Below are 20,425 nucleotides of genomic sequence, written 5' to 3'. Positions count from 1 at the left end.
GGCCAGGGATGGCCCATGACGGCGGCCCACGGTCCAAAGCCGGAGTGAGGGCACTCCGAGCCTAAGCGAGGAGCCGAGTGGTGGGGCAAGAGCGTTTTGCTTACTTTTGCGCTTTTCAAAAGTGAGCCGCTGTAAGAGCGGAACCCATTTCAGCCATCACCAAAATAACGGATATACCCCCAAACAGCAGAACTTGCACCCCCCGCGCTCCCATGAAATAGTCAGCCAAGCAAGTGCTTGGTTGGCTACCATCGGAACACAAAGGAGCGCGTCCATGTCTGTCGCTATTCGTTTGCCGCTGCAAGTCTTCTTCGAACGCGAAGCCCGCCACCCACGGCAACGATTCCTGGTTCAGCCCATCAAAGGCGGCGAGGTCCAAACCGTCACCTGGGCCGAAGCCGGTCACCAGGCCCGCTGCGCCGCCCACTGGCTGCGAGCCCGCGACCTGCCCCAGGGCTCCCACATCGCCCTGATCTCGAAAAACTGCGCCCACTGGATCATCGCCGACCTCGCCATCTGGATGGCCGGCCACGTCTCGGTCCCGCTCTACCCCAACCTCACCGCCGACTCCGTCGCCCACGTACTCGAGCATTCCGAAGCCGCACTGGCATTTATCGGCAAACTGGACGACTGGCCCGCCATGTCCGCCGGAGTAAAGGCCGACCTGCCCACCATCAGCCTGCCGCTGTGCCCCGATGGCGAATTCGATTTCACCTGGGCCGACCTGCAAGCCTGCTCACCCATTCAGGACAACCCCGCGCCCGCAGCATCCGATCTAGCCACCATCATCTACACCTCCGGCACCACCGGCCTGCCCAAGGGCGTGATGCACAGCTTCGGCGCGCTGGCCTTCGCGGCCATCCGCGGCACTGAACTGTTCGGCCTGGGGGAGGGCGACCGCCTGCTGTCCTACCTGCCGCTGTGCCACGTCGCCGAACGCATGTTCGTGGAGATGGCCTCGATCTACACCGGACAGACAGTATTTTTCGCCGAGAGCCTCGACACTTTTCTGACAGACCTCAAACGGGCGAGGCCAACAGCGCTGTTCGGCGTACCGCGCATCTGGACCAAATTCCAGATGGGCGTCTATAGCAAAATCCCCCCGAGCCGCCTAGATACCTTGCTGCGCCTGCCCTTCATCGGCAAACGGGTCGGCCACAAAGTACTCGCCGGGTTGGGCCTGGACGCTGTGCGCGTGGCGCTCTCCGGCGCAGCCCCCGTGCCCGAAGCACTGTTGGTCTGGTATCGCCGGCTGGGCCTGGATGTGCTGGAGGTCTATGGCATGACCGAAAGCTGCGGCTACTCCCACGTGTGCCGCCCCGGCCAGCAGAAACTCGGCTGGATCGGCCCGCCATGCCCGGACGTCGAAGTGCGCATTGGTGACGACGGCGAAGTCCAGGTACGCAGCGGCGCGACCATGCTCGGTTATTACAAGGACCCGGCAAAAACTGCCGAGACCCTCACCGCCGACGGCTTCCTGCGCACCGGCGACAAGGGCGAGCAGGGCACCGATGGCCGCCTGCGGCTGACCGGGCGGCTCAAGGAAATCTTCAAGACCAGCAAAGGCAAATACGTGGCCCCGGCGCCGATTGAAAACCGCCTGGCCGAACATGCACGCATCGAGCAGGTGTGCGTGGTGGGCGATGGCTTGAGTGCGCCCATGGGCCTGTGCGTGTTATCTGCCGTGGGTCTGCAAGATGCCGCAGGCGCTGGGCGCCAGGCTTTGCAGGGCAGCCTTGAACGCTTGCTGGAAGAGGTCAACCAAGTGCTCGATAAACATGAGCGCTTGCGCCAACTGGTGGTGGTGAAAGACAGTTGGGCGGTGGAAAACGGTTTTCTCACGCCGACCTTGAAGATCAAGCGCAACGTGATTGAATCAGCCTACGGGTCGCAGTTCCTGGCCTGGAGCGAGCGCTCCGAAGCCGTGCTGTGGCAGGATTGAGCACTGACATAAAACCAATAAGGACCGATCAATGAGCCTGTGGCGCACCCAACCGAATATCGAGCAACTGAATGCGATTCAGAAAAACACCATCGGTGAAGTACTGGATATCCGCTTTGAACGTTTTGACGACGAGTCCCTGACGGCCAGCATGGTGATCGACCACCGCACCCATCAACCCTACGGCCTGCTGCACGGCGGCGCGTCGGTGGTACTCGCGGAAACCGTGGGCTCCATGGCCAGTTACCTGTGCATCGACGCCAGCAAGTTCTATTGCGTGGGCCTGGAAATCAACGCCAACCACCTGCGCGGCTTGCGCAGCGGGCGGGTGACGGCGGTGGCCAAGCCGATTCATATCGGGCGCACCACCCACGTGTGGGACATCCGCCTGACCAGCGATGAAGGCAAGGCCAGCTGTGTGTCGCGCCTGACCATGGCCGTGGTACCGCTGGGGGAGACGCCGCCGGCCCGATAGGCGTGGCGTGAGTGTCATCATTCCTGGCAGTTACAGTCATTGCCGTGACTGCCCGGTCTGGGGAGAATCAACACTCTGTTTACGGTGATGGATCAGGTATGTCGCAGCACGTGTTTTTCGCTCACGCCAATGGCTTTCCTTCGGCGACCTACGGCAAATTGTTTGCCGCCCTGGCCCCGGAGTACGCCGTCGCGCATTTGCCGCAGCACGGTCACGACCCCCGGTTTCCAGTGGATGACAATTGGCAGAACCTGGTGGACGAACTGATCCACCACCTTGAGCAACAACCGGAGCCGGTGTGGGGCGTGGGCCATTCGTTGGGTGGTGTGCTGCACCTGCATGCGGCCATGCGTAGCCCGCAGCTGTATCGCGGGGTGGTGATGCTGGATTCGCCGGTACTGACCCTGGCCGATCGCTGGGTGATCCGCGCGGCCAAGCGTTTCGGCTTTATCGACCGGCTGACCCCGGCGGGGCGCACCCTGGGCCGTCGTGAAGAGTTCGCCGACCTGGCGGCTGCGCGCCAGTACTTCTCTGGCAAGACCTTGTTTCGCGGCTTTGATCCCGACTGTTTTGATGCCTACCTGCAACACGGCCTGGAGCCGGTGGGTGATCGCCTGCGCCTGCGCTTTGATCCGGCCACCGAAATCAGCATCTACCGCGGCGTGCCCCACACCAGCCCCGGCCAGGCCCGGCAACTGAAAGTGCCGCTGGCGGTGGTGCGTGGTCGCCAGAGCCGGGTGGTGATGCGTCACCATGCCAGCGGCGTGGGGCGCATGCCCATGGGCGAAATGCTGACCATGCCCGGCGGCCACATGTTTCCCCTTGAACGCCCACAGGACACCGCCACTTTGATCAAGAACCTGTTTGCCCGTTGGGAAGCTCGCCAGCGCGAGCGCAGTTGCGCATGACTGCGCCCGTCGAAGAAGTCCGCCTGGCGCTGCCGCACATCGAGTTGGCGGCGCATCTGTTCGGCCCTGAAGATGGCCTGCCGGTGATTGCCCTGCATGGCTGGCTGGACAACGCCAACAGCTTCGCCCGCCTGGCACCGAAACTCGATGGCCTGCGCATCGTTGCGCTGGACATGGCCGGCCATGGTCACTCGGCCCATCGCCCCGTTGGCGCCGGTTATTCCCTGTGGGATTACGTCCACGACGTGCTGCAAGTCGCCGAACAACTCGGGTGGAAACGTTTTGCATTACTTGGCCACTCCCTCGGCGCCATCGTTTCCCTGGTGTTGGCCGGCGCCTTGCCGGAGCGGGTGACGCACCTGGGATTGATTGATGGCGTGATCCCGCCGACCGGCACCGCAGACAACGCCGCCGAACGCCTCGGCATGGCGTTGCAGGCGCAAATGAACCTGCAGGACAAGCGCAAGCCGGTGTACAGCACCCTTGATCGCGCGGTGGAAGCGCGGATGAAAGGCGTGGTGGCAGTCAGTCGTGAAGCCGCCGAACTGCTGGCCCAGCGTGGCTTGATGCCCGTGCCGGGTGGTTACACCTGGCGCAGCGACAGCCGCCTGACCCTGGCCTCCCCCATGCGCCTGACAGAAGAACAGGCGATGGCCTTCGTGCGCCGAGTCGGCTGTCCGACACAGTTGGTGGTCGCCGAAGACGGCATGTTGGCGAAACATTCCGAATTGCTTTCCGGGCTTCCGTTCCAGGTGACTACCTTGCCCGGTGGCCATCATTTGCACCTGAATGACGAGCCAGGCGCTACCCTTGTTGCAGACTGTTTCAATCGGTTCTTCTCCACGCCTTGACTTGGCGGGGTCAACTGCCGAGGCTGGGCGGATCGAAAGGGAGTCAACCATGAACGATCTCAACACCGCAGCGCACCCCAATGGCCAGGGCGCGCCGATCCGATGAGTATGCCGAAGGGATTTTTCCGTGTTCTGGGGCTGTGCTGTTTCAGCCCGCTGGTGTTTGCCGCCGACGTACCGGGTAGCCAGGACTTGCCCGCCGTGGCCCGTCAGGTCGACGCGCAGATCGTCGACTACCGTCCCGCCGAAGAGAAAGAACGTATCTACCCGCTGGGCTCGATCCGCAAGATCAGCGGCCAGCTGCGCTATGAAGGCCAGGCCACCGCCCGCGGCCAAGCCACTGCCATCACCTACGAACTGCCTGCCGAGCACACCTCCAGCGCCGCCTTTACCGCCACCCGCGAAGCCTTGCAGGCCCAGGGCGCGCAACTGCTGTTCTGGTGCCAGGCCCGTGATTGCGGTGAAAGCAGCCTGTGGGCCAATGAAGTGTTCGGCAATGCCAAGCTGGTGGGCGCCGACGGCCAGCAGGAATACCTGCTGCTGCGCCTGGCGGCCCCGCAGGACAACTCCCTGGTCGCGTTGTACGGCATCACCCGGGGCAATCGACGGGCGTACCTGCACGTGGAACAGATGGACGCCAGCGCACCGTTGGGCGATTTGCTGCCGACCTCCGCTACGCTGCTGCGGGAACTGAAAAGCACTGGCGAGCTGGATTTTCCCAAGCTGGGCGCCGAGCCTGACGCCACCTGGCTCACCCTTATTTCCCGCGGATTGAACCTGGATGCCACGTTGCGGGTCAGTTTGACCGGGCCCACCGCCGAGGCATGGCGCCAGGGCTTGATCGATCAGGGCGTACGTGCGGCGCGCCTGGAAACCGGCACCACTGAAGCCAAGGGTTTGCACCTGCATCTGATACGCTGACCGTTCCAGGGCGAACGGACCCGCGCCGTTCGCCTAAGCTCTTGCTCTTACAGACTTCTTTTCGAGAAACCACATGCTCAATAACGATCGCCTGCTGGTGCAGATCCTGCTGCTGGTGTTGTTTGGTGCCAGCTTCTGGGTGATGGCGCCGTTCTGGTCGGCGCTGTTCTGGGGCGCGGTACTGGCGTTTGCCAGTTGGCCGGTGATGCGCTTGCTCACCCGCTGGCTGGGCGGTCGCGAATCGCTGGCCGCCGGGATCCTGACCCTGGTCTGGATGCTATTGGTGGCGTTGCCGCTGGTTTGGCTGGGGTTCAACCTGGCCGACCATGTGCGCGATGCCGTGGGCCTAATCAAGGATATCCAGGTGGATGGCTTGCCTGCGGCGCCCACCTGGCTCGGCTCCATTCCCTTTGTCGGCGAACGATTGGTGGCGATGTGGGACAGCATCGACCAGCAGGGCGCGGCACTGATGGTCACGTTGAAACCGTATCTGGGACAGGTCGGCAACTGGTTGCTGGCCCGCAGTGCGCAGATCGGCGGCGGCATCCTGGAACTGACCCTGAGCCTGGTGTTCGTGTTCTTTTTCTACCGTGACGGGCCGCGCCTGGCGATGTTTGTGCATCGCTTGCTGGAGCGGTTGATCGGCGACCGGGCGGGTTATTACATCGAACTGGTCGCGGGTACGGTGCAGCGGGTGGTCAACGGTGTGATCGGCACCGCTGCCGCCCAGGCCTTGCTGGCGCTGATCGGCTTCTGGATTGCCGGTGTTCCGGGGGCTTTGGTGCTGGGGATCGTGACGTTCCTGCTCAGCCTGATTCCGATGGGCCCGCCGCTGATCTGGATTCCGGCCACCGCCTGGCTCGCCTGGAAGGGCGACTACACCTATGCGGTGTTCCTCGGTGTATGGGGCACGTTCATCATCAGCGGCGTCGACAACGTGCTCAAGCCCTACCTGATCAGCCGTGGCGGCAACCTGCCGCTGGTGATCGTGTTGCTGGGGGTGTTTGGCGGGTTGATTGCGTTCGGCTTTATCGGCCTGTTTATCGGCCCGACATTGCTGGCGGTGGCGTATAGCTTGTTGACCGACTGGAGTGCCACCCAGGCTCAGGTGCGGCGGGAAGATAAAACCGGGCAGTAATGGTTCCTGCAGGGCGCAGGAACCATTCCTACGCCCTTGGCAGCCACATTACGGCGGTAAGGCCGCCGCCCGGAGTTTCCTCCAGGCTCAGCCGTCCACCGAGGCGTTCCACGGCTTCCTTGGAAATCGTCATGCCCAACCCCACGCCACCGGAATTGCGGTTGCGCGAGCCTTCCAGCCGATAAAACGGTTCAAACACCGCCTCGCGTTTATCCGCCGCAATGCCCGGGCCGTGGTCGATTACCTTCACCACCAGCGCCTGCGGAGTGTCCGCGAGTTCGATGCGCGCTGTGCCGGCGTACCGCAGGGCGTTGTCGATCAGGTTGTTCAGGCACGAACGCAGGGCCATCGGTTGCACTTGCAGCGGCGCGCACTCACCACTGCATTGCACATCGGAGCCACGGTCCTGGGCGTTTTCACTCAGGGACTCCACCAGCGCCTGCACATCCAGCCAATGCCGGGTTTCGCTGGTGCGCTGCTCGTGCAGGTAGCTCAGGGTGGCGTCGAGCATGCCGATCATGTCGTCCAGGTCCTGGCGCATCTGGCCCTGCAGCTTGGTGTCTTCGATCTGTTCCAGGCGCAGCTTGAGCCGTGACAGCGGCGTGCGCAGGTCGTGGGACACGGCGCCCAGCATGCGGGCACGCTGGGTGACCTGTTCGCGGATGCGCTTTTGCATCAGGTTGAAGGTCGATGCCGCTTGCCGCGCCTCTCGTGGGCCGGACTCGTTCAGCGGTGGGCTGTCGAGGTCCAGGCTCAGGCGCTCGGCCGCGGCGCTCAGGCGCTGGATTGGCCGGCTGAGCAGCTTGGCGCCGTACCAGGCGGCAATGATCAGCGAGATAAACTGGAAGGTCAGCGGCACCACAGGCCCGCCGAACCAGGGACGGCGATGCTCCTTGGGCATTGGCGTCAGGCTGCCGTCCGGTTGCTCGATGAAGGTCTCGTGGGGCGGAGGGGGCGGCGGGCCATAATGGTGAAACCAGAAGAATGCCAGCGCGTGGGCCAGCACAATCGCTACCAGCAACACACCGAACAGCCGCCCGAACAGGGTGTTGAAGGCGTTGCGCATCAGCCGATATCTCGGGCGTCGAACAGGTAGCCTTCACCGCGTACGGTCTTGATCAACTGCGGGGCCTTGGGGTCGTCCCCCAGCTTCTGGCGCAGGCGCGAGACCAGCAGGTCAATGCTGCGATCAAAGGCCTCGATGGAGCGACCCCGGGCCGCGTCCAGCAATTGTTCGCGGCTCAGCACCCGGCGCGGGCGCTCGATAAACACCCACAGCAAACGGAATTCGGCGTTGGACAGCGGCACCACCAGCCCGTCGTCGGCCACCAGCTGGCGCAGCACGCTGTTGAGGCGCCAGTTGTCGAAGCGGATATTCGCCCGCTGCTCGGTGCGGTCATCCCGCACCCGGCGCAGGATGGTCTGGATGCGCGCCACCAGTTCACGGGGCTCGAAGGGCTTGGACATGTAGTCGTCGGCCCCCAGTTCCAGGCCGATAATGCGGTCGGTAGGTTCGCAGCGGGCGGTGAGCATCAGGATCGGGATGTCCGATTCCGCCCGCAGCCAGCGGCACAGCGACAGGCCGTCTTCGCCCGGCAGCATCAGGTCGAGCACCACCACGTCGAAGGTCTCGGCTTGCATGGCCTGGCGCATGGCCGCGCCATCGGTCACGCCGCTGGCGAGGATATTGAAGCGCGCCAGGTAATCGATCAGCAGTTCGCGGATCGGCACGTCGTCGTCGACAATCAGTGCGCGGGTATTCCAGCGTTTGTCTTCACCGACAAGCGAGGCTTTTTGATCGTCATTCAGCACAGCAGTCAGGGTTTGCATGGTGCGATCATCTACCTGGTTGGCCGCCGGGCCGAAGCTCGGCGGCGAGGTTGTTGCGTTCAGCATAGGCGCCCAGCCCCGGGGCTGGAAGTTCTGTACGATGGTTCACGTGTGCGAGGCTAATCTTCGGGGGTATTGCAGGCATGTCGGGAATGTATCTGTTTCGACACAATTGCCCGGGAGCCCGCAATATGGCGGCTAAATCGCGAATTACCGATCATCGGATCCCGCAAACCCGCTGCTTGCGCTACAATCCGCGCCGATTTCGACTTGCCTGAGAGCCCATTCCAATGTCCGCCTGCCAGACTCCTATCATCGTCGCCCTGGATTACCCCACTCGTGACGCCGCACTGAAGCTGGCTGACCAGTTGGACCCCAAGCTTTGCCGGGTCAAGGTTGGCAAGGAACTGTTCACCAGTTGTGCCGCCGAAATTGTCGGCACCTTGCGTGACAAAGGGTTCGAGGTGTTCCTCGACCTGAAATTCCACGATATCCCCAACACCACCGCGATGGCGGTCAAGGCCGCCGCCGAAATGGGCGTGTGGATGGTCAACGTGCACTGCTCCGGCGGCTTGCGCATGATGGCTGCGTGCCGTGAAGTGCTCGATCAGCGCAGCGGCCCCAAGCCACTGCTGATTGGCGTGACCGTGCTGACCAGCATGGAGCGTGAAGACCTGGCCGGCATCGGCCTGGACATCGAGCCACAGGAACAAGTGCTGCGCCTCGCGGCCCTGGCGCAAAAGGCTGGCCTGGACGGCCTGGTGTGCTCGGCGCTGGAAGCCCAGGCGTTGAAGACCGCCCACCCGGCGCTGCAACTGGTGACCCCGGGGATTCGCCCGGCGGGCAGCGCCCAGGACGACCAGCGTCGCATCCTGACCCCGCGCCAGGCCCTGGATGCCGGTTCCGATTACCTGGTGATCGGTCGCCCGATCAGCCAGGCGGCCGACCCGGCCAAGGCGCTGGCAGCGGTAGTTGCCGAGATTGCCTGACCTACCCGACCTGAAGCGGGCACGGTAAAAAATTGTGGGAGCGGGCTTGCTCGCGAAGGCGGTGTGACAGTCAATGCATAAGGTGACTGCTCTACCGCCTTCGCGAGCAAGCCCGCTCCCACATTTGGTTCTGCGGTGTGTCAGCTGACCTTCAACACCAACTTCCCAAAGTTCTCACCGTTGAACAGTTTCATCAGCGTTTCCGGGAACGTCTCCAGCCCCTCGACTATATCTTCCTTGCTCTTGAGCTTGCCCTGAGCCATCCAGCCGGCCATTTCCTGCCCGGCAGCGGCAAAATTCGCCGCGTGGTCCATCACCACAAACCCTTCCATGCGCGCACGATTGACCAGCAGTGACAGGTAGTTGGCTGGCCCTTTGACAGCTTCCTTGTTGTTGTACTGGCTGATGGCGCCGCAGATCACAACGCGGGCTTTCAATGCCAGGCGGCTGAGCACGGCATCGAGAATGTCCCCGCCGACGTTATCGAAATACACGTCCACACCTTTCGGGCACTCGCGCTTGAGGCCGGCATGCACGTCTTCGTTCTTGTAGTCGATGGCGGCATCAAAACCCAGTTCATCCACCAGGAACCTGCATTTGTCGGCGCCGCCAGCGATGCCTACCACGCGGCAGCCTTTGATCTTGGCAATCTGCCCGGCAATGCTGCCCACCGCGCCTGCCGCGCCGGAGATCACCACGGTCTCGCCGGCCTTGGGCGCGCCGGTGTCCAACAGGGCGAAGTAAGCGGTCATGCCGGTCATCCCCAGCGCCGACAGATAACGCGGCAACGGCGCGAGTTTCGGATCGACCTTGTAGAAACCCCGCGGCTCACCGAGGAAGTAATCCTGCACACCCAAGGCACCGTTGACGTAGTCGCCCACGGCAAATTTCGGGTTGTTCGACGCGATCACCTTGCCTACGCCCAAGGCGCGCATGACTTCGCCGATACCCACCGGCGGAATGTAGGATTTGCCCTCGTTCATCCAGCCGCGCATGGCCGGGTCGAGGGACAGGTATTCGTTGTGCACCAGCACCTGGCCGTCCTGGGGTGTACCCACCGGCACTTCCTGGTAAGTGAAGGTGTCCCGCGTGGCCGCGCCGACCGGGCGTTTGGCGAGCAGGAATTGGCGGTTGGTCTGGGCAGTCATGGCAGCGACTCTTGAGAAGTGGACCTTGAGTGATAGACCCTTCGGGCTGCACCGGCAAGGTGCGCGGCACCTGCGAATGCCCACCGATCCACTGCAATGATAGTGATGCCGGTGCCGTTATCACTGCGGCTCATGGTTCGCCAACCGGGCTTTTGATAGTGCTGACGCGCCGATGGTGGCTCTGGCTAGACTGGGGTCATCGAGCATCCCCATCGAAGGAACATCCACCATGAGCATGACATTTTCCGGCCAGGTCGCCCTGGTGACCGGTGCGGCCGCCGGCATTGGCCGCGCCACTGCGCTGGCGTTCGCCGCTGAAGGCTTGAAAGTCGTAGTCGCCGACCTGGACGCGGCTGGCGGCGAGGGCACTGTGGCGCTGATTCATCAGGCCGGTGGCGAAGCGGTGTTTGTGCGCTGCAATGTCACCCTCGAAGCGGACGTGCAGCAGTTGATGCAGCAGACCGTGGCCACCTATGGCCGGTTGGACTATGCCTTCAACAACGCCGGGATCGAGATCGAGAAGGGCAAGCTGGCGGACGGCAGCCTGGATGAGTTCGACGCAATCATGGGCGTCAACGTCAAGGGCGTGTGGCTGTGCATGAAGTATCAACTGCCGTTGCTGCTGGCTCAGGGCGGCGGCGCCATCGTCAACACGGCTTCTGTGGCAGGACTTGGGGCGGCGCCGAAGATGAGTATCTATGCCGCGTCCAAGCACGCGGTGATCGGCCTGACCAAGTCGGCGGCGATCGAGTACGCGAAAAAGAAAATCCGCGTCAACGCGGTATGCCCGGCCGTGATCGACACCGATATGTTCCGCCGTGCCTATGAAGCTGACCCGCGCAAAGCCGAATTTGCCGCCGCCATGCACCCGGTCGGGCGTATCGGCAAGGTCGAGGAGATCGCCAGCGCCGTGCTTTATCTGTGCAGCGACGGTGCTGCCTTCACCACGGGCCAGGCATTGGCGGTGGACGGTGGCGCGACCGCGATTTAGGAAGTGAGGCGGATGCCATTCAGAAAAGCGTTGGAGGCGCTGTGGGGTTTTTCCGCAGGTGGCCAGATGCCTCACCTGAATGTGTTTCACTAGGTAAATAATTCAATTAAATCAATGATTTAATAAATCTTGATCGCGGCTGTCATTGGGCTTCTGTGCTTAACTGGTTTGGGTTAAATGACAACAGTTTAAGTGAGTGGCTCATGGATTTAGGGATCGATCGACAAGCCCTTGTACCGGTAGTGCAGCAAATCGTCAGTGCGCTGGCCGCCTGGATTCGCGAGAGCGGCGCCAGCCCCGGGACGCGGTTGCCCTCGGTGCGGCAACTGGCCCACGAGAACCTGCTCAGTCAGTCCAGCGTCATCGAGGCGTTCGAGCGGATGGTTGCCCAAGGTGTGCTGGCCTCAAGGCAAGGCGCCGGTTTCTGTGTGGCCCAGCCACCCGCCGAGCGTGGTCTTCGCGGTGAAAACCAATGGTATGAGGGCGCCGAGTCGGGGTGGGGCGCCTTCATCGACAATCAACTGGGCGAACTGAAACTGGGATGCGGCTGGCTGCCGGACACCTGGCGCGAGAGCGACGACATCAGTTACGCGATTCGTGAAGTCACCCGCACCGACACTGCTGCGGTCTTCAACTACAGCACGCCGCTGGGCCTGCCGGCCCTGCGTGAACAGCTGCTCAAGCGCCTGGCGCACATCCAGGTGGCAACCCGGGTCGAGCATATTCTCACCACCCACGGCGCGAGCCACGCCCAGGACCTGCTGATCCGCACGCTGCTCAAGGCCGGCGACACCGTGGTGGTGGAAAGCCCGGGGTACGGCAACCTTTACCGCCAACTGGCCTTTCACGGTGTCAAGCTGCTGGAAGTGCCGCGTACCCGTGGCGGCCCGGACATGCCTGCCCTGGAAGCGCTGTTGCGCGGGCACCGGCCCAAGTGCCTGTTCATCAACAGCCTGTATCACAACCCCACCGGCACCAGCCTGTCCCTGGCGGTGGCCGAGCGCTTGCTGCAACTGGCCCATTCCCAGGACTTCTTCATCATCGAGGAAGACGTCTATGGCGACCTGCAACATGCCACGTGCACCCGGTTGTCGGCGTTGCCCCACGAGGACCGGGTGATCTATGTCTCGAGTTTTTCCAAGACCCTCAGCAGCGCCTTGCGGGTGGGGTACCTCACGGCCAGCGGGGCGATCATCGCGCAATTGGCCAGGGTCAAGACCTTGACCGGCATCGGCACCTCGCGGTTTGCCGAGGCGGTGGTGGCGACGTTGCTGGCCAATGGTACCTACCGCAAGTGGGTGCAACGCCTGCGCCGGCGGCTGAGCACGGAAATGGCCATGACCCTGCAGGTGCTGGAAGACGAAGAGTGGGAGGTGTTTGCGGTGCCGGCGGGGGGCATGTTCCTCTGGGCGCGCCCTGGTGTCGGCGACCGTTCCACCGTGCAGGCACGGGCTCGCCGGCTGGGGGTGTTGCTGTCGCCGGGGACGCTTTTCAGCCCGACGGGCGAATCCAGCGACTGGCTGCGCATCAATGTGGCCTACGCTTCTGATCAGCGTGCACTGGCGTTGTTCAAGGCCATGGGGCCGGCAGGATCGACCTCTACCATTCTGAAAACGACGAGGATGTAGCTTTTTGCCATTATTGTGGCGCCAAACCCTTGTATTCAGTGCCCCGGGGTTGCGAATCTCGCTGCATCGAAACCTGGCTTGATGGCATTCGCCATTGCAAGAGGACTCAAGTGCAATGATTTCTGCCGTGCAACGACGTTTTGCCAACCTCGGTATGGCCAAGAAACTGGGCTTGGGCTTTGCCCTGGTACTGCTGTTGACGGCATTGGTGGCCGCGATTGGCGTGTGGTCGCTGCAAACCGTTGGCCAGCGCTTCGAGGGCCTTAAAGCCATGTCGGCGCTCAACAGCGGCTTGCTCAAGGTGCGCTTGATCGAGCAGGACTACGCGCTGCATGCCGACCCCAAGTCGGTGGACGCCTTGCACGAAAGTGTCGACGCGTTGGCGGCCCAGGCGGTAATTCTCAAGGCCCAGTCGCCTGCCAATGTCCCGGTGATGAGCGACGTCGAGCAGGCGCTGGCGGCGTATCGCAAGGCGTTCGATGAGTTTGTCGAGCTGACCCAGACCAAGGACCTGGCGCTGGAAATGGCCAGTTGGTCGGTCTCCAGTGTCGCCAACAACCTTGATGTGTTGCAGGCCGGGCTGGCGGACGACGGCGCCTATGGCCTCAAGGAAAGCCAGGGCAAGGAAGGTGCCGAATTCATCGAGCAGGCGGGGCAGGTCAGCCAGGTCTCGCGCCTGATGCTGCAGGCCATGAACGAAGCGCACGTGCGCCTGGACCAGAGCCGCAAGGGCGATGACGAGAACGCCGAGCAGGGCAAGATCGAGCAGGCCGATCAGGCCCTGGCCCAGGTCGAACAGCTGAAAACCACCGTCAAGGATCCTGGCTACCAAACCGTGCTTAACGAAGTGTCCGGGCATATCGCGGCCTTCAGCGAAAAACTCGGCGAATACACCGGGCTGCTGGCCCAGGAAAAAGTCGTCTACAAGCAGTTGCACGAGCGCGCAGCCGAAGTGGTCACCCGGGTCAATCAGGCCTACGACGCAGAAGACCTGTCGATGCAGTCGCAGTTGAAGAAAAGCGCGTTGCTGATCATCGGTTCTTCGGCGTTGGCGTTATTGGTCGGGCTGATTGCCGCGTGGATCATTACCCGTTTGATCGTTGCACCGTTGCGCAGCGTGATTGCAGTGGCCCAGCAGATTGCCGCCGGTGATCTCAGTGGCCGTATGGAAGTCAGTCGCCGGGACGAGATGGGCCAGTTGATGCTCGCGATGCAACAGATGAGCAGCGGCCTGAGCAGCATGGTCAGCGGGTTGCAGGCGGGTATCGAGCAACTGGCCAGCTCGGCCCATTCGCTGTCCAGCGTCACCGAGCAGACCAATATCGAGGTCAGCAGCCAGAAGGAAGAAACCGAGCAGGTGGCCACGGCCATGAACCAGATGACCGCCACCGTGCACGATGTGGCGCGCAACGCCGAAGAAGCGGCCCAGGCGGCGCAGACGGCGGATGACAAGGTCGACAGCGGCCAGCAGGTGGTGCGTCAGAGCTTGCAGCGTATCGAGTTGCTGGCCAGCTCCGCGACCTCCGCCAGTACCAGCATCGAAAGCCTGAGCGCGGAGATCCAGACTATCGGTACCGTCCTTGAGGTGATCAAGAGCGTGGCCGAGCAAACCAACCTGCTGGCGCTGAATGCGGCCATCGAGGCGGCGCGGGCGGGCGAGCAGGGCCGCGGTTTTGCCGTGGTGGCCGACGAGGTGCGGGCGCTGGCCAAGCGCACCCAGCAATCGACCGAGGAAATCGAACGGTTGGTGAGTACCTTGCGCAGCGCTGCGCAGGCTTCGGTGCAGCAGATCAGGCAGAGCGGCGAACTGGTCAAGCTGGCGGTCAGTGATGCCCTGGAAACCGAAAGCGCCCTGGGCAGCATCGCTGCGGCGGTGTCGTTGATCCAGCAGATGAACCAGCAGATTGCCGCAGCGGCCGAAGAGCAAAGCTCGGTGGCCGAGGAAATCAACCGCAGCGTCACCAGCATCCGTGCGAGTGCCGATCAATCGGCGTTGAGCATGCAGGGCAATGCAGCGTCGAGCATCGAGCTGGCGCAGTTGGGTACGGAGCTTAAGGGGATGGTCGGGCACTTCCGCCTTTGATCACCGCAGGCCTGCGGTGATCAAAGGGCAGGGCGGTCAGGCGTTGTTGGCCAGGAAGGTCAGCAGCGCTTCGTTGACGAAATCGGGGTTTTCCCGGCTGGAGATATGCCCGGCGTGCGGAATCAACGTCAGCGCGCAGCCGATCAAGGCCGCCATTTCTTCTGATTCGGCCGGTGGGCGTGGCTTGTCCTGCTCGCCACACATCACCAGGGTGGTGTCGGTGTCGAGGCGCGCCAGTTGTGCCAACACATCCGCGCGGCTGAAGATAATCCGGCCCAGGGGCACGATGCTGTGCACCAGGCGTTCCTTGGGGAAGGCCTGCAGTGCGTTGCGGAAATCCTGGTACAAGGCCGACTCCCGGTCGATACCGGGACGGAAGAAGATCGGTGCCACCACATCCAGCAGCGGTTCCGGAATGGCGCCGGCATCTTCGATCATCTTGAACAGCGAAAAGTAGTATTGGCGAGTGGCTTCCGGCTCGGCGCCCAGGTGCGTGTCCATCAGCACCAGGCTGTTGACCCGCTCGGGAGCCAGCAGCGCCAGGCGTGCGCCCCACATGCCGCCGACCGACAAGCCCACGAGGTTGACCCGGGCAATGTCCAGGTGATCCAGCAGCGCCAGGTGCTGGCGTGCGAGGTCGTCCAGGGATGCAGTGTTTGCAGGCAGTGCGCCGGACTCGCCGTGGCCCCAAAGCTCGGGGACGATCACCCGGTACTGTTGCGACAGGGCTTCGATCTGCGGCGCCCACATCTGGCTGTCCCACAGGTAGCTGGAACCGAGGAGAACGGCCGGGCCGGTGCCCTGGTCGAGGTAGTGCAGCGGTTGTCCATCGATGAGCACGACAGGCATGGCGAAGCCCTTTTCGTTAACGGAGAGAGGGGCCTTTTTTACGCTATTCGAGGGGAAGGGGATAGGTGCAGAGTGATGGCATGTGGCGAGCGGGTTTGCCGCCCACCACAATGGCAGGGGATCAGTCGTAGATGGCTTTCTTCTTCCAGTCGGCGTCCGCATCCACCACTTTCAAGCCTTCGGTCAATTCGTTGACCTCGTCTTCAGCCGGTTCAAGGTTGGACAGCACCATGGAGTTGGCGCGCGCCAGCTGTTTCTCGAGCAATTGCAGCTGCTGGCTGTACACCACCGGCTCAGGCTGCTTGCGCAGGTACTGCACGCCGCGTTCGAACGCCAGGCGAGCCTGGCCCGGCTGGCCTTGTTGCAGCGCGTGCTGGCCCAGGTTGTTGAAGAACTCGATGTGCAGCAGCACCAGGATATGGCGAATTTCCTTGATCCAGTGCTTGGCTTCATTGGTCGGCAGGAAACCGTCCTGGGCCGCTCGGGTCACCTGGCCATGCAGTGCTTCGAGCAGGAAACGTACATCCTTGGCCTTGGCTTCGGTCTGGATCGGGCCTGGCGGGTTGTTCACCGGAATCGATTCGCCCTGGGCCACCAGTGCGTTGAGTTCAGTGATGCGTGCCTTGAGCGACGCATTGGACTTGTCGAGGTTCAGCAGGCGCTGATTGACGTTGAGCTCCAGGCGGGTCAGCAGCAACTTGAGTCGCGGCGTCATCAACTGGCCAGGGAAGGTCTCGGTGATTTCGCCGCAGCGGCGCAGCCGGTCATTGAGTTCGATCCGGGTCCGGTTCTTTTCCAGCTTATTGTTTTCCACCACGTGGTTCATGTAGCCAATGGCGATCAGTATTACGATCCCGGCTATTACCAGCAGGGTGATCATGAGTGGTGTCACCGGTGTGACCTCTTTATGGGGTTTGCATTGAAGTGTAGTGACTGGTGCAATGACCGGATAGGACTGAGCGACCAGTTGCGTCAGTAGTTTCTTCTATATAGCTGGGCAGTCCCTGCGTAGATGCACATTGCCATCATTTGCTGTGGCGAACTATAGCGCCTTGTGGAACGCCAGAATATAGGCGCCAAAGCCTGGACGGCGAGAAACCCTTGCAACCCCCGTAAACCACGGCGAAGTCATTGATTTAAATAAATTTATCCTTGGGGGTTGACGACCTCCCAATCCATCCATAGAATGCGCGCCACTTACAGCGTAAAGCACACAGCGAAACGCGGTAGGGAGTGAATGTTGTACGTGTGTCCCCTTCGTCTAGTGGCCTAGGACACCGCCCTTTCACGGCGGTAACAGGGGTTCGAGTCCCCTAGGGGACGCCATATGCGGGAATAGCTCAGTTGGTAGAGCACGACCTTGCCAAGGTCGGGGTCGCGAGTTCGAGTCTCGTTTCCCGCTCCAAATTTAAGCAGTGTTGCCCTCGGGCGGCACTGAGTGAAACCAGGGCGTAATCTTCGGATTTAATCTCTGGGCACTGAAATACACACCATGTGTTTCAGTAGCGTGTCCCCTTCGTCTAGTGGCCTAGGACACCGCCCTTTCACGGCGGTAACAGGGGTTCGAGTCCCCTAGGGGACGCCATTTGCGGGAATAGCTCAGTTGGTAGAGCACGACCTTGCCAAGGTCGGGGTCGCGAGTTCGAGTCTCGTTTCCCGCTCCATATTTAACGAAAACGCCGATCAGCAATGATCGGCGTTTTTGTTTGTGGGTTTTTTGTGAGCCGGAGTGCAATGCCTCGGCCCACGTTGCGTTTGTACCGCTAGAAATTATCCATCGCATGGCACATCGATAGCCTTCCCGATGGCGTCGGTTCAATCGGACTCCATCGTTCGGCACCTTTCGGCAGCTCAGCAAGCTCGAATGAGCAACTCCCGGACATTGATGCTCGCACCATGTAGTCCATGCCGGGCTTGGGGATAAAGGTCATGGTGTTGAAACATTGCCGGCCATATTGCGGCAACCCAAGGTAATGAAAGGCAATGGGCGTGTTCGCCGGAATCACCTGTTCGGACGACACCGCACCGTCCCAGGTGTAAATCGGCCCCGGCATCCCCAGGCTTGCGCCATTGCGGTCGGCGAAGCCGGATTTGGCGGACACCATCACGCCTGCTCCGGGAACATTCCAGTCCAGACAATCGCGCCCGGGCACTGCGCGCACCATGCCGTCGCTGATAATGCGCAAGCGCGCCGTCTCGGCAGACGGTGGCGCTGTATAGGCGGTGTTGAGGGAGCGGACGTTATATACCTGGCCACAGCCGCTGAGGAGCAACAGGAACAGGGCGGGAATGACACGTAAAGTGCTCATGGCTGGCGGCAGTTCTGGCTGACCGACAGATGCGGCGCGGGCTCATGGCTGACCATCTGCAAGCCATCGGCGCCCTGGAAGATAAAATATGTACTGCGACAATCCTTGAACGTCTGCGAGTAACCCTCAGCCCGGAATCCCTGCCCGTCGATCTTCCTGGTCACCGTATTGTCACGGCTGACCACGGCGAGTACCTGCTCATAGCTGTCGCCCATCTTCACCCCCGGCACCCCGGTGGAGGTCATGGAATTGGCACAACCTGCCAGCCCGATGGCCGCCCAAACCAGCGCCGTACCGTACAGTCCATTGCGTGTGGTGTTCATCCCTGCTCTCCATCCATGAGGTGTGCAGGGTTGGTCAGCGCAACGGCGGAAAAGTGCAACATTCATATCTGGCAATGTGACATTGCCCGCAAATCATGGGATTTGCAGGCAACGGCTCACGGCTTGCCCGGATGCGGCTCCGGGTACTCGCTTGTCGCGTCCAGTGCCTTGGCGTACGGCCCGTCCCACAGCTGTTCGTGTAAATCTCCCACGCGCTTGGCCATCGCTTCACTGCGCATCACCACTTCCAGGTTGCGCGAGTTATCGAAATAACCCCCCAGCCAGTTACTGGTGCCCACCCACGCCACTTGCCCGTCGATTTCCATGGTCTTGCTGTGGATCACCCGCGCATAAGGAATAAATCCTTGCCTGGCCTCGGGCAGCGTGACGATCTTGACCTCGACATTCGGCAGCACCGCCAGGCTTTTCAGGTACGGCAATTCCAGTGCTTCGGTGTTCCAGTTGGATACCATCAACTTGATCGAGACCCCGCGCGCTGCCGCTGCACGCACGGCGTTGTCGATCATCGCGTAGTAAGGCCGGGTTCTGTCAGGTCCATAGGACAGCGGCGCGTAGTCCAGCAGTTGTACGCGCACTTCCTTTTTCGCCTCGCCCAGCAGACGTGGCAGTTCCAGCTGCGAATCACCCACACCCGGCGGGTTGTAGCGCTGGGGGCTGGCTACCAGGTAGTTGCCGGTGCGTGCCGGTGTGGCACCTGTGGCGGGCAGGGCAACAGGCTGGTTGTCGGCCAACGCAGCCTGGGCCTGCCAGTCCTGTTCAAAAATGGCCTGGGTCTGGGCGACGACGTTTGCATCACTGATCAACAGCCCGGTTTCGTGGATATGCTCCAGCGAACGCCAGTCGAAGTTCTGGCTGCCGATAAACGCCTGCTTGCCATCCACTACCATGTACTTGGCGTGGATGATCCCGCCACTCAGCTTGCCATAGGGCAGGATGCGGAAGGTCAGGTTGGGAATGGCTTTCAGGCGCTCCAAGGTCGAGGCTTCCGACAGCCGCACGCCTTTTTCTTCCAGCAGGAAGCGAATTTTCACCCCGCGTTTGCCGGCGGCTTCCAGGTGTTCAATCACCTTGTCCATCACCGAGCCAGGATGGTCGGCCGCGTAGAACTGGCCGATGTCGATGCGGCTTTTCGCGCCGTCGAACAGCTGGATCCACACGGGGCCGGGCTGGCGCAGATCGGCGGTGCCAAGTTGGGTGTCCACTGGCACGGTGTGTACCAACTCAAATCCCGGAATTGAAAAGTCCGCCTGGGCAAGCGGACTGAGGAGCAGGCCTGCAAGGCCGGCGATACGTAATTTCAGCGATATGGACATAGGCGTCTCATCGGGCAAAAAAAGGGCGGGCGCATGATGCGCCCGCCCCGGGAAGGTCACGCAGTGCGGGTGTGCAGCGGGGTCGGTACCAGGTGCGGCACTTCACCCTGCACGCGGGCACCGGTTGCCGCGCGGATCAGCAGGATTTTCAGCTGGTCGTTGATACGCTCCAGGCTGTCCTGGAAGAAGTTGTGGAACACCACGCAGAACAGCGCGATGGCGATACCCAAACCCGTGGCGAACAGGGCCGTACCGATACCACCGGAAATCTGGCCCGGGTCGGACACACCGGCACTGGCCAGCGCCTTGAAGGTGTCGATGATGCCGAGGATGGTTCCCAGCAGGCCGAGCAGCGGCGCGGCGGTGGTGATGGTTTCGATGATCCACAGGCTGCGCGACAGCGGCGCGCGGGTCTTGAGGTACTGGGTTTCGATCTCGTCATCCAGGTCCTTGCGCGAACCCTGGGACGCCTTCTGCGCCAGGATCGGCAGCACCATGCTCAGCGGCAGGCTGTCACGGCGAGTCAGGTTTTCCGGCAGGTCGCGTTCGCTGTGCACATTGGCGCCCAGCACTTCGGTCAATGCACGGGCCTGGCGGCGCACGTAGGCGAAGTAGATGCCACGTTCGATGGTGATGAAGATTGCAATCGCCAGTGCGGCGTACATCACATAAAAGGTGATTTGGTGAAGCAGGTTCATGTCCATGA

The 20,425-nt window shown here is 62.1% G+C and carries 19 protein-coding genes, 4 tRNA genes and 1 pseudogene; 15 read left to right on the top strand and 9 right to left on the bottom strand.

Annotation, left to right across the window (positions count from 1 at the left end):
- Positions 1–274: 274 nt before the first annotated feature.
- The 6 genes from HX801_RS04705 to HX801_RS04680 all read left to right on the top strand — a co-directional run bounded on the left by HX801_RS04705 (position 275) and on the right by HX801_RS04680 (position 6,235).
- Positions 275–1,942 carry an AMP-binding protein gene (locus tag HX801_RS04705; protein WP_177021683.1) on the top strand — a complete coding sequence of 556 codons (1,668 nt, stop codon included), beginning with the start codon at positions 275–277 and terminating at the stop codon, positions 1,940–1,942.
- Positions 1,943–1,973: 31 nt separating this feature from the next.
- Positions 1,974–2,417, top strand: coding sequence for a hotdog fold thioesterase (locus HX801_RS04700; RefSeq protein ID WP_003217165.1), 444 nt, complete (start codon positions 1,974–1,976; stop codon positions 2,415–2,417).
- Between the two features lie 98 nt (positions 2,418–2,515).
- On the top strand, positions 2,516–3,325 hold the full coding sequence (locus HX801_RS04695) for an alpha/beta fold hydrolase (RefSeq protein WP_177021682.1): 810 nt from the start codon (positions 2,516–2,518) through the stop codon (positions 3,323–3,325).
- Positions 3,322–4,176 carry an alpha/beta hydrolase gene (locus HX801_RS04690; protein ID WP_087695368.1) on the top strand — a complete coding sequence of 285 codons (855 nt, stop codon included), beginning with the start codon at positions 3,322–3,324 and terminating at the stop codon, positions 4,174–4,176. The genes HX801_RS04695 and HX801_RS04690 overlap by 4 nt, the downstream gene beginning before the upstream one ends.
- 102 nt (positions 4,177–4,278) lie before the next feature.
- Entirely contained in the window at positions 4,279–5,097 is an 819-nt protein-coding gene (locus tag HX801_RS04685) for a DUF4892 domain-containing protein (protein WP_003217171.1), read from the top strand.
- A gap of 73 nt (positions 5,098–5,170) precedes the next feature.
- Positions 5,171–6,235, top strand: coding sequence for an AI-2E family transporter (locus HX801_RS04680; RefSeq protein WP_003217173.1), 1,065 nt, complete (start codon positions 5,171–5,173; stop codon positions 6,233–6,235).
- Between the two features lie 28 nt (positions 6,236–6,263).
- Here the strand turns inward: HX801_RS04680 and HX801_RS04675 are convergent, their stop codons facing one another.
- Together HX801_RS04675 and HX801_RS04670 are read right to left on the bottom strand one after the other, a co-directional pair.
- Complete coding sequence (locus HX801_RS04675; protein ID WP_003217175.1) at positions 6,264–7,301, bottom strand: cell wall metabolism sensor histidine kinase WalK; 1,038 nt, start codon at positions 7,299–7,301, stop codon at positions 6,264–6,266.
- The gene (locus HX801_RS04670; RefSeq protein ID WP_177021684.1) at positions 7,301–8,065 is read right to left on the bottom strand and encodes a response regulator; all 765 of its coding nucleotides are present in this window, start codon (positions 8,063–8,065) and stop codon (positions 7,301–7,303) included. The genes HX801_RS04675 and HX801_RS04670 overlap by 1 nt, the downstream gene beginning before the upstream one ends.
- Before the next feature lie 290 nt (positions 8,066–8,355).
- Here HX801_RS04670 and pyrF point away from each other — a divergent pair, with 290 nt between their 5' ends.
- Positions 8,356–9,054 carry an orotidine-5'-phosphate decarboxylase gene (pyrF, locus tag HX801_RS04665; RefSeq protein ID WP_003217180.1) on the top strand — a complete coding sequence of 233 codons (699 nt, stop codon included), beginning with the start codon at positions 8,356–8,358 and terminating at the stop codon, positions 9,052–9,054.
- Positions 9,055–9,194: 140 nt separating this feature from the next.
- On the opposite strand, the gene HX801_RS04660 is transcribed toward pyrF, so the two are convergent.
- Complete coding sequence (locus HX801_RS04660; RefSeq protein ID WP_087695366.1) at positions 9,195–10,202, bottom strand: NADP-dependent oxidoreductase; 1,008 nt, start codon at positions 10,200–10,202, stop codon at positions 9,195–9,197.
- A 229-nt stretch (positions 10,203–10,431) separates the two neighbouring features.
- Between HX801_RS04660 and HX801_RS04655 the strand changes: the two genes are divergently transcribed.
- The 4 genes and pseudogenes from HX801_RS04655 (at position 10,432) to HX801_RS32200 (ending at position 14,904) form a co-directional block, all read left to right on the top strand.
- On the top strand, positions 10,432–11,193 hold the full coding sequence (locus tag HX801_RS04655; RefSeq protein WP_008431261.1) for an SDR family oxidoreductase: 762 nt from the start codon (positions 10,432–10,434) through the stop codon (positions 11,191–11,193).
- Positions 11,194–11,396: 203 nt separating this feature from the next.
- Complete coding sequence (locus tag HX801_RS04650; protein ID WP_003217187.1) at positions 11,397–12,821, top strand: PLP-dependent aminotransferase family protein; 1,425 nt, start codon at positions 11,397–11,399, stop codon at positions 12,819–12,821.
- Between the two features lie 115 nt (positions 12,822–12,936).
- A pseudogene (locus tag HX801_RS32205) lies at positions 12,937–14,043 on the top strand (HAMP domain-containing protein); the annotation flags it as partial.
- Positions 14,023–14,904, top strand: coding sequence for a methyl-accepting chemotaxis protein (locus HX801_RS32200; protein WP_371315662.1), 882 nt, complete (start codon positions 14,023–14,025; stop codon positions 14,902–14,904). The pseudogene HX801_RS32205 and the gene HX801_RS32200, both read left to right, overlap by 21 nt.
- A gap of 36 nt (positions 14,905–14,940) precedes the next feature.
- Here the strand turns inward: HX801_RS32200 and HX801_RS04640 are convergent, their stop codons facing one another.
- Both HX801_RS04640 and HX801_RS04635 read right to left on the bottom strand, forming a co-directional pair.
- Complete coding sequence (locus HX801_RS04640) at positions 14,941–15,753, bottom strand: alpha/beta fold hydrolase (protein ID WP_177010083.1); 813 nt, start codon at positions 15,751–15,753, stop codon at positions 14,941–14,943.
- A gap of 121 nt (positions 15,754–15,874) precedes the next feature.
- Positions 15,875–16,633 carry a hypothetical protein gene (locus tag HX801_RS04635; protein ID WP_003217193.1) on the bottom strand — a complete coding sequence of 253 codons (759 nt, stop codon included), beginning with the start codon at positions 16,631–16,633 and terminating at the stop codon, positions 15,875–15,877.
- Positions 16,634–17,003: 370 nt separating this feature from the next.
- Between HX801_RS04635 and HX801_RS04630 the strand changes: the two genes are divergently transcribed.
- From HX801_RS04630 to HX801_RS04615, 4 genes are all read left to right on the top strand, one after another.
- A tRNA-Glu gene (locus HX801_RS04630) sits at positions 17,004–17,079 on the top strand.
- A 3-nt stretch (positions 17,080–17,082) separates the two neighbouring features.
- Positions 17,083–17,158, top strand: a tRNA-Gly gene (locus HX801_RS04625).
- Positions 17,159–17,262: 104 nt separating this feature from the next.
- Positions 17,263–17,338, top strand: a tRNA-Glu gene (locus HX801_RS04620).
- A 3-nt stretch (positions 17,339–17,341) separates the two neighbouring features.
- Positions 17,342–17,417, top strand: a tRNA-Gly gene (locus HX801_RS04615).
- Between the two features lie 99 nt (positions 17,418–17,516).
- Here the strand turns inward: HX801_RS04615 and HX801_RS04610 are convergent.
- The 4 genes from HX801_RS04610 to HX801_RS04595 form a co-directional block, all read right to left on the bottom strand.
- Positions 17,517–18,062: a hypothetical protein gene (locus tag HX801_RS04610; protein WP_102606451.1), complete on the bottom strand. Its 546-nt coding sequence runs from the start codon at positions 18,060–18,062 to the stop codon at positions 17,517–17,519.
- Positions 18,059–18,385, bottom strand: a complete 327-nt coding sequence (locus HX801_RS04605) for a hypothetical protein (RefSeq protein WP_102606452.1) — start codon at positions 18,383–18,385, stop codon at positions 18,059–18,061. Before HX801_RS04605 ends, HX801_RS04610 begins: the two co-directional genes overlap by 4 nt.
- 116 nt (positions 18,386–18,501) lie before the next feature.
- Entirely contained in the window at positions 18,502–19,719 is a 1,218-nt protein-coding gene (locus HX801_RS04600) for a phospholipase D-like domain-containing protein (RefSeq protein ID WP_177021681.1), read from the bottom strand.
- A gap of 56 nt (positions 19,720–19,775) precedes the next feature.
- Positions 19,776–20,423, bottom strand: coding sequence for a MotA/TolQ/ExbB proton channel family protein (locus tag HX801_RS04595; protein WP_177021680.1), 648 nt, complete (start codon positions 20,421–20,423; stop codon positions 19,776–19,778).
- Between the last annotated feature and the right edge of the window lie 2 nt (positions 20,424–20,425).

This window comes from Pseudomonas sp. G1002 (assembly GCF_013385455.1).
Classification (GTDB): domain Bacteria; phylum Pseudomonadota; class Gammaproteobacteria; order Pseudomonadales; family Pseudomonadaceae; genus Aquipseudomonas.
This window is presented reverse-complemented; position numbering and strand designations above follow the sequence as displayed.

Bases quoted from the DNA above. Each gene is read 5' to 3' on its own strand.
- HX801_RS04705 (WP_177021683.1), top strand. From the start codon at position 275: ATGTCTGTCGCTATTCGTTTGCCGCTGCAAGTCTTCTTCGAACGCGAA.
- HX801_RS04700 (WP_003217165.1), top strand. From the start codon at position 1,974: ATGAGCCTGTGGCGCACCCAACCGAATATCGAGCAACTGAATGCGATT.
- HX801_RS04695 (WP_177021682.1), top strand. From the start codon at position 2,516: ATGTCGCAGCACGTGTTTTTCGCTCACGCCAATGGCTTTCCTTCGGCG.
- HX801_RS04690 (WP_087695368.1), top strand. From the start codon at position 3,322: ATGACTGCGCCCGTCGAAGAAGTCCGCCTGGCGCTGCCGCACATCGAG.
- HX801_RS04685 (WP_003217171.1), top strand. From the start codon at position 4,279: ATGAGTATGCCGAAGGGATTTTTCCGTGTTCTGGGGCTGTGCTGTTTC.
- HX801_RS04680 (WP_003217173.1), top strand. From the start codon at position 5,171: ATGCTCAATAACGATCGCCTGCTGGTGCAGATCCTGCTGCTGGTGTTG.
- HX801_RS04675 (WP_003217175.1), bottom strand. From the start codon at position 7,301: ATGCGCAACGCCTTCAACACCCTGTTCGGGCGGCTGTTCGGTGTGTTG.
- HX801_RS04670 (WP_177021684.1), bottom strand. From the start codon at position 8,065: ATGCAAACCCTGACTGCTGTGCTGAATGACGATCAAAAAGCCTCGCTT.
- pyrF (WP_003217180.1), top strand. From the start codon at position 8,356: ATGTCCGCCTGCCAGACTCCTATCATCGTCGCCCTGGATTACCCCACT.
- HX801_RS04660 (WP_087695366.1), bottom strand. From the start codon at position 10,202: ATGACTGCCCAGACCAACCGCCAATTCCTGCTCGCCAAACGCCCGGTC.
- HX801_RS04655 (WP_008431261.1), top strand. From the start codon at position 10,432: ATGAGCATGACATTTTCCGGCCAGGTCGCCCTGGTGACCGGTGCGGCC.
- HX801_RS04650 (WP_003217187.1), top strand. From the start codon at position 11,397: ATGGATTTAGGGATCGATCGACAAGCCCTTGTACCGGTAGTGCAGCAA.
- HX801_RS32200 (WP_371315662.1), top strand. From the start codon at position 14,023: ATGCTCGCGATGCAACAGATGAGCAGCGGCCTGAGCAGCATGGTCAGC.
- HX801_RS04640 (WP_177010083.1), bottom strand. From the start codon at position 15,753: ATGCCTGTCGTGCTCATCGATGGACAACCGCTGCACTACCTCGACCAG.
- HX801_RS04635 (WP_003217193.1), bottom strand. From the start codon at position 16,633: ATGATCACCCTGCTGGTAATAGCCGGGATCGTAATACTGATCGCCATT.
- HX801_RS04610 (WP_102606451.1), bottom strand. From the start codon at position 18,062: ATGAGCACTTTACGTGTCATTCCCGCCCTGTTCCTGTTGCTCCTCAGC.
- HX801_RS04605 (WP_102606452.1), bottom strand. From the start codon at position 18,385: ATGAACACCACACGCAATGGACTGTACGGTACGGCGCTGGTTTGGGCG.
- HX801_RS04600 (WP_177021681.1), bottom strand. From the start codon at position 19,719: ATGTCCATATCGCTGAAATTACGTATCGCCGGCCTTGCAGGCCTGCTC.
- HX801_RS04595 (WP_177021680.1), bottom strand. From the start codon at position 20,423: ATGGACATGAACCTGCTTCACCAAATCACCTTTTATGTGATGTACGCC.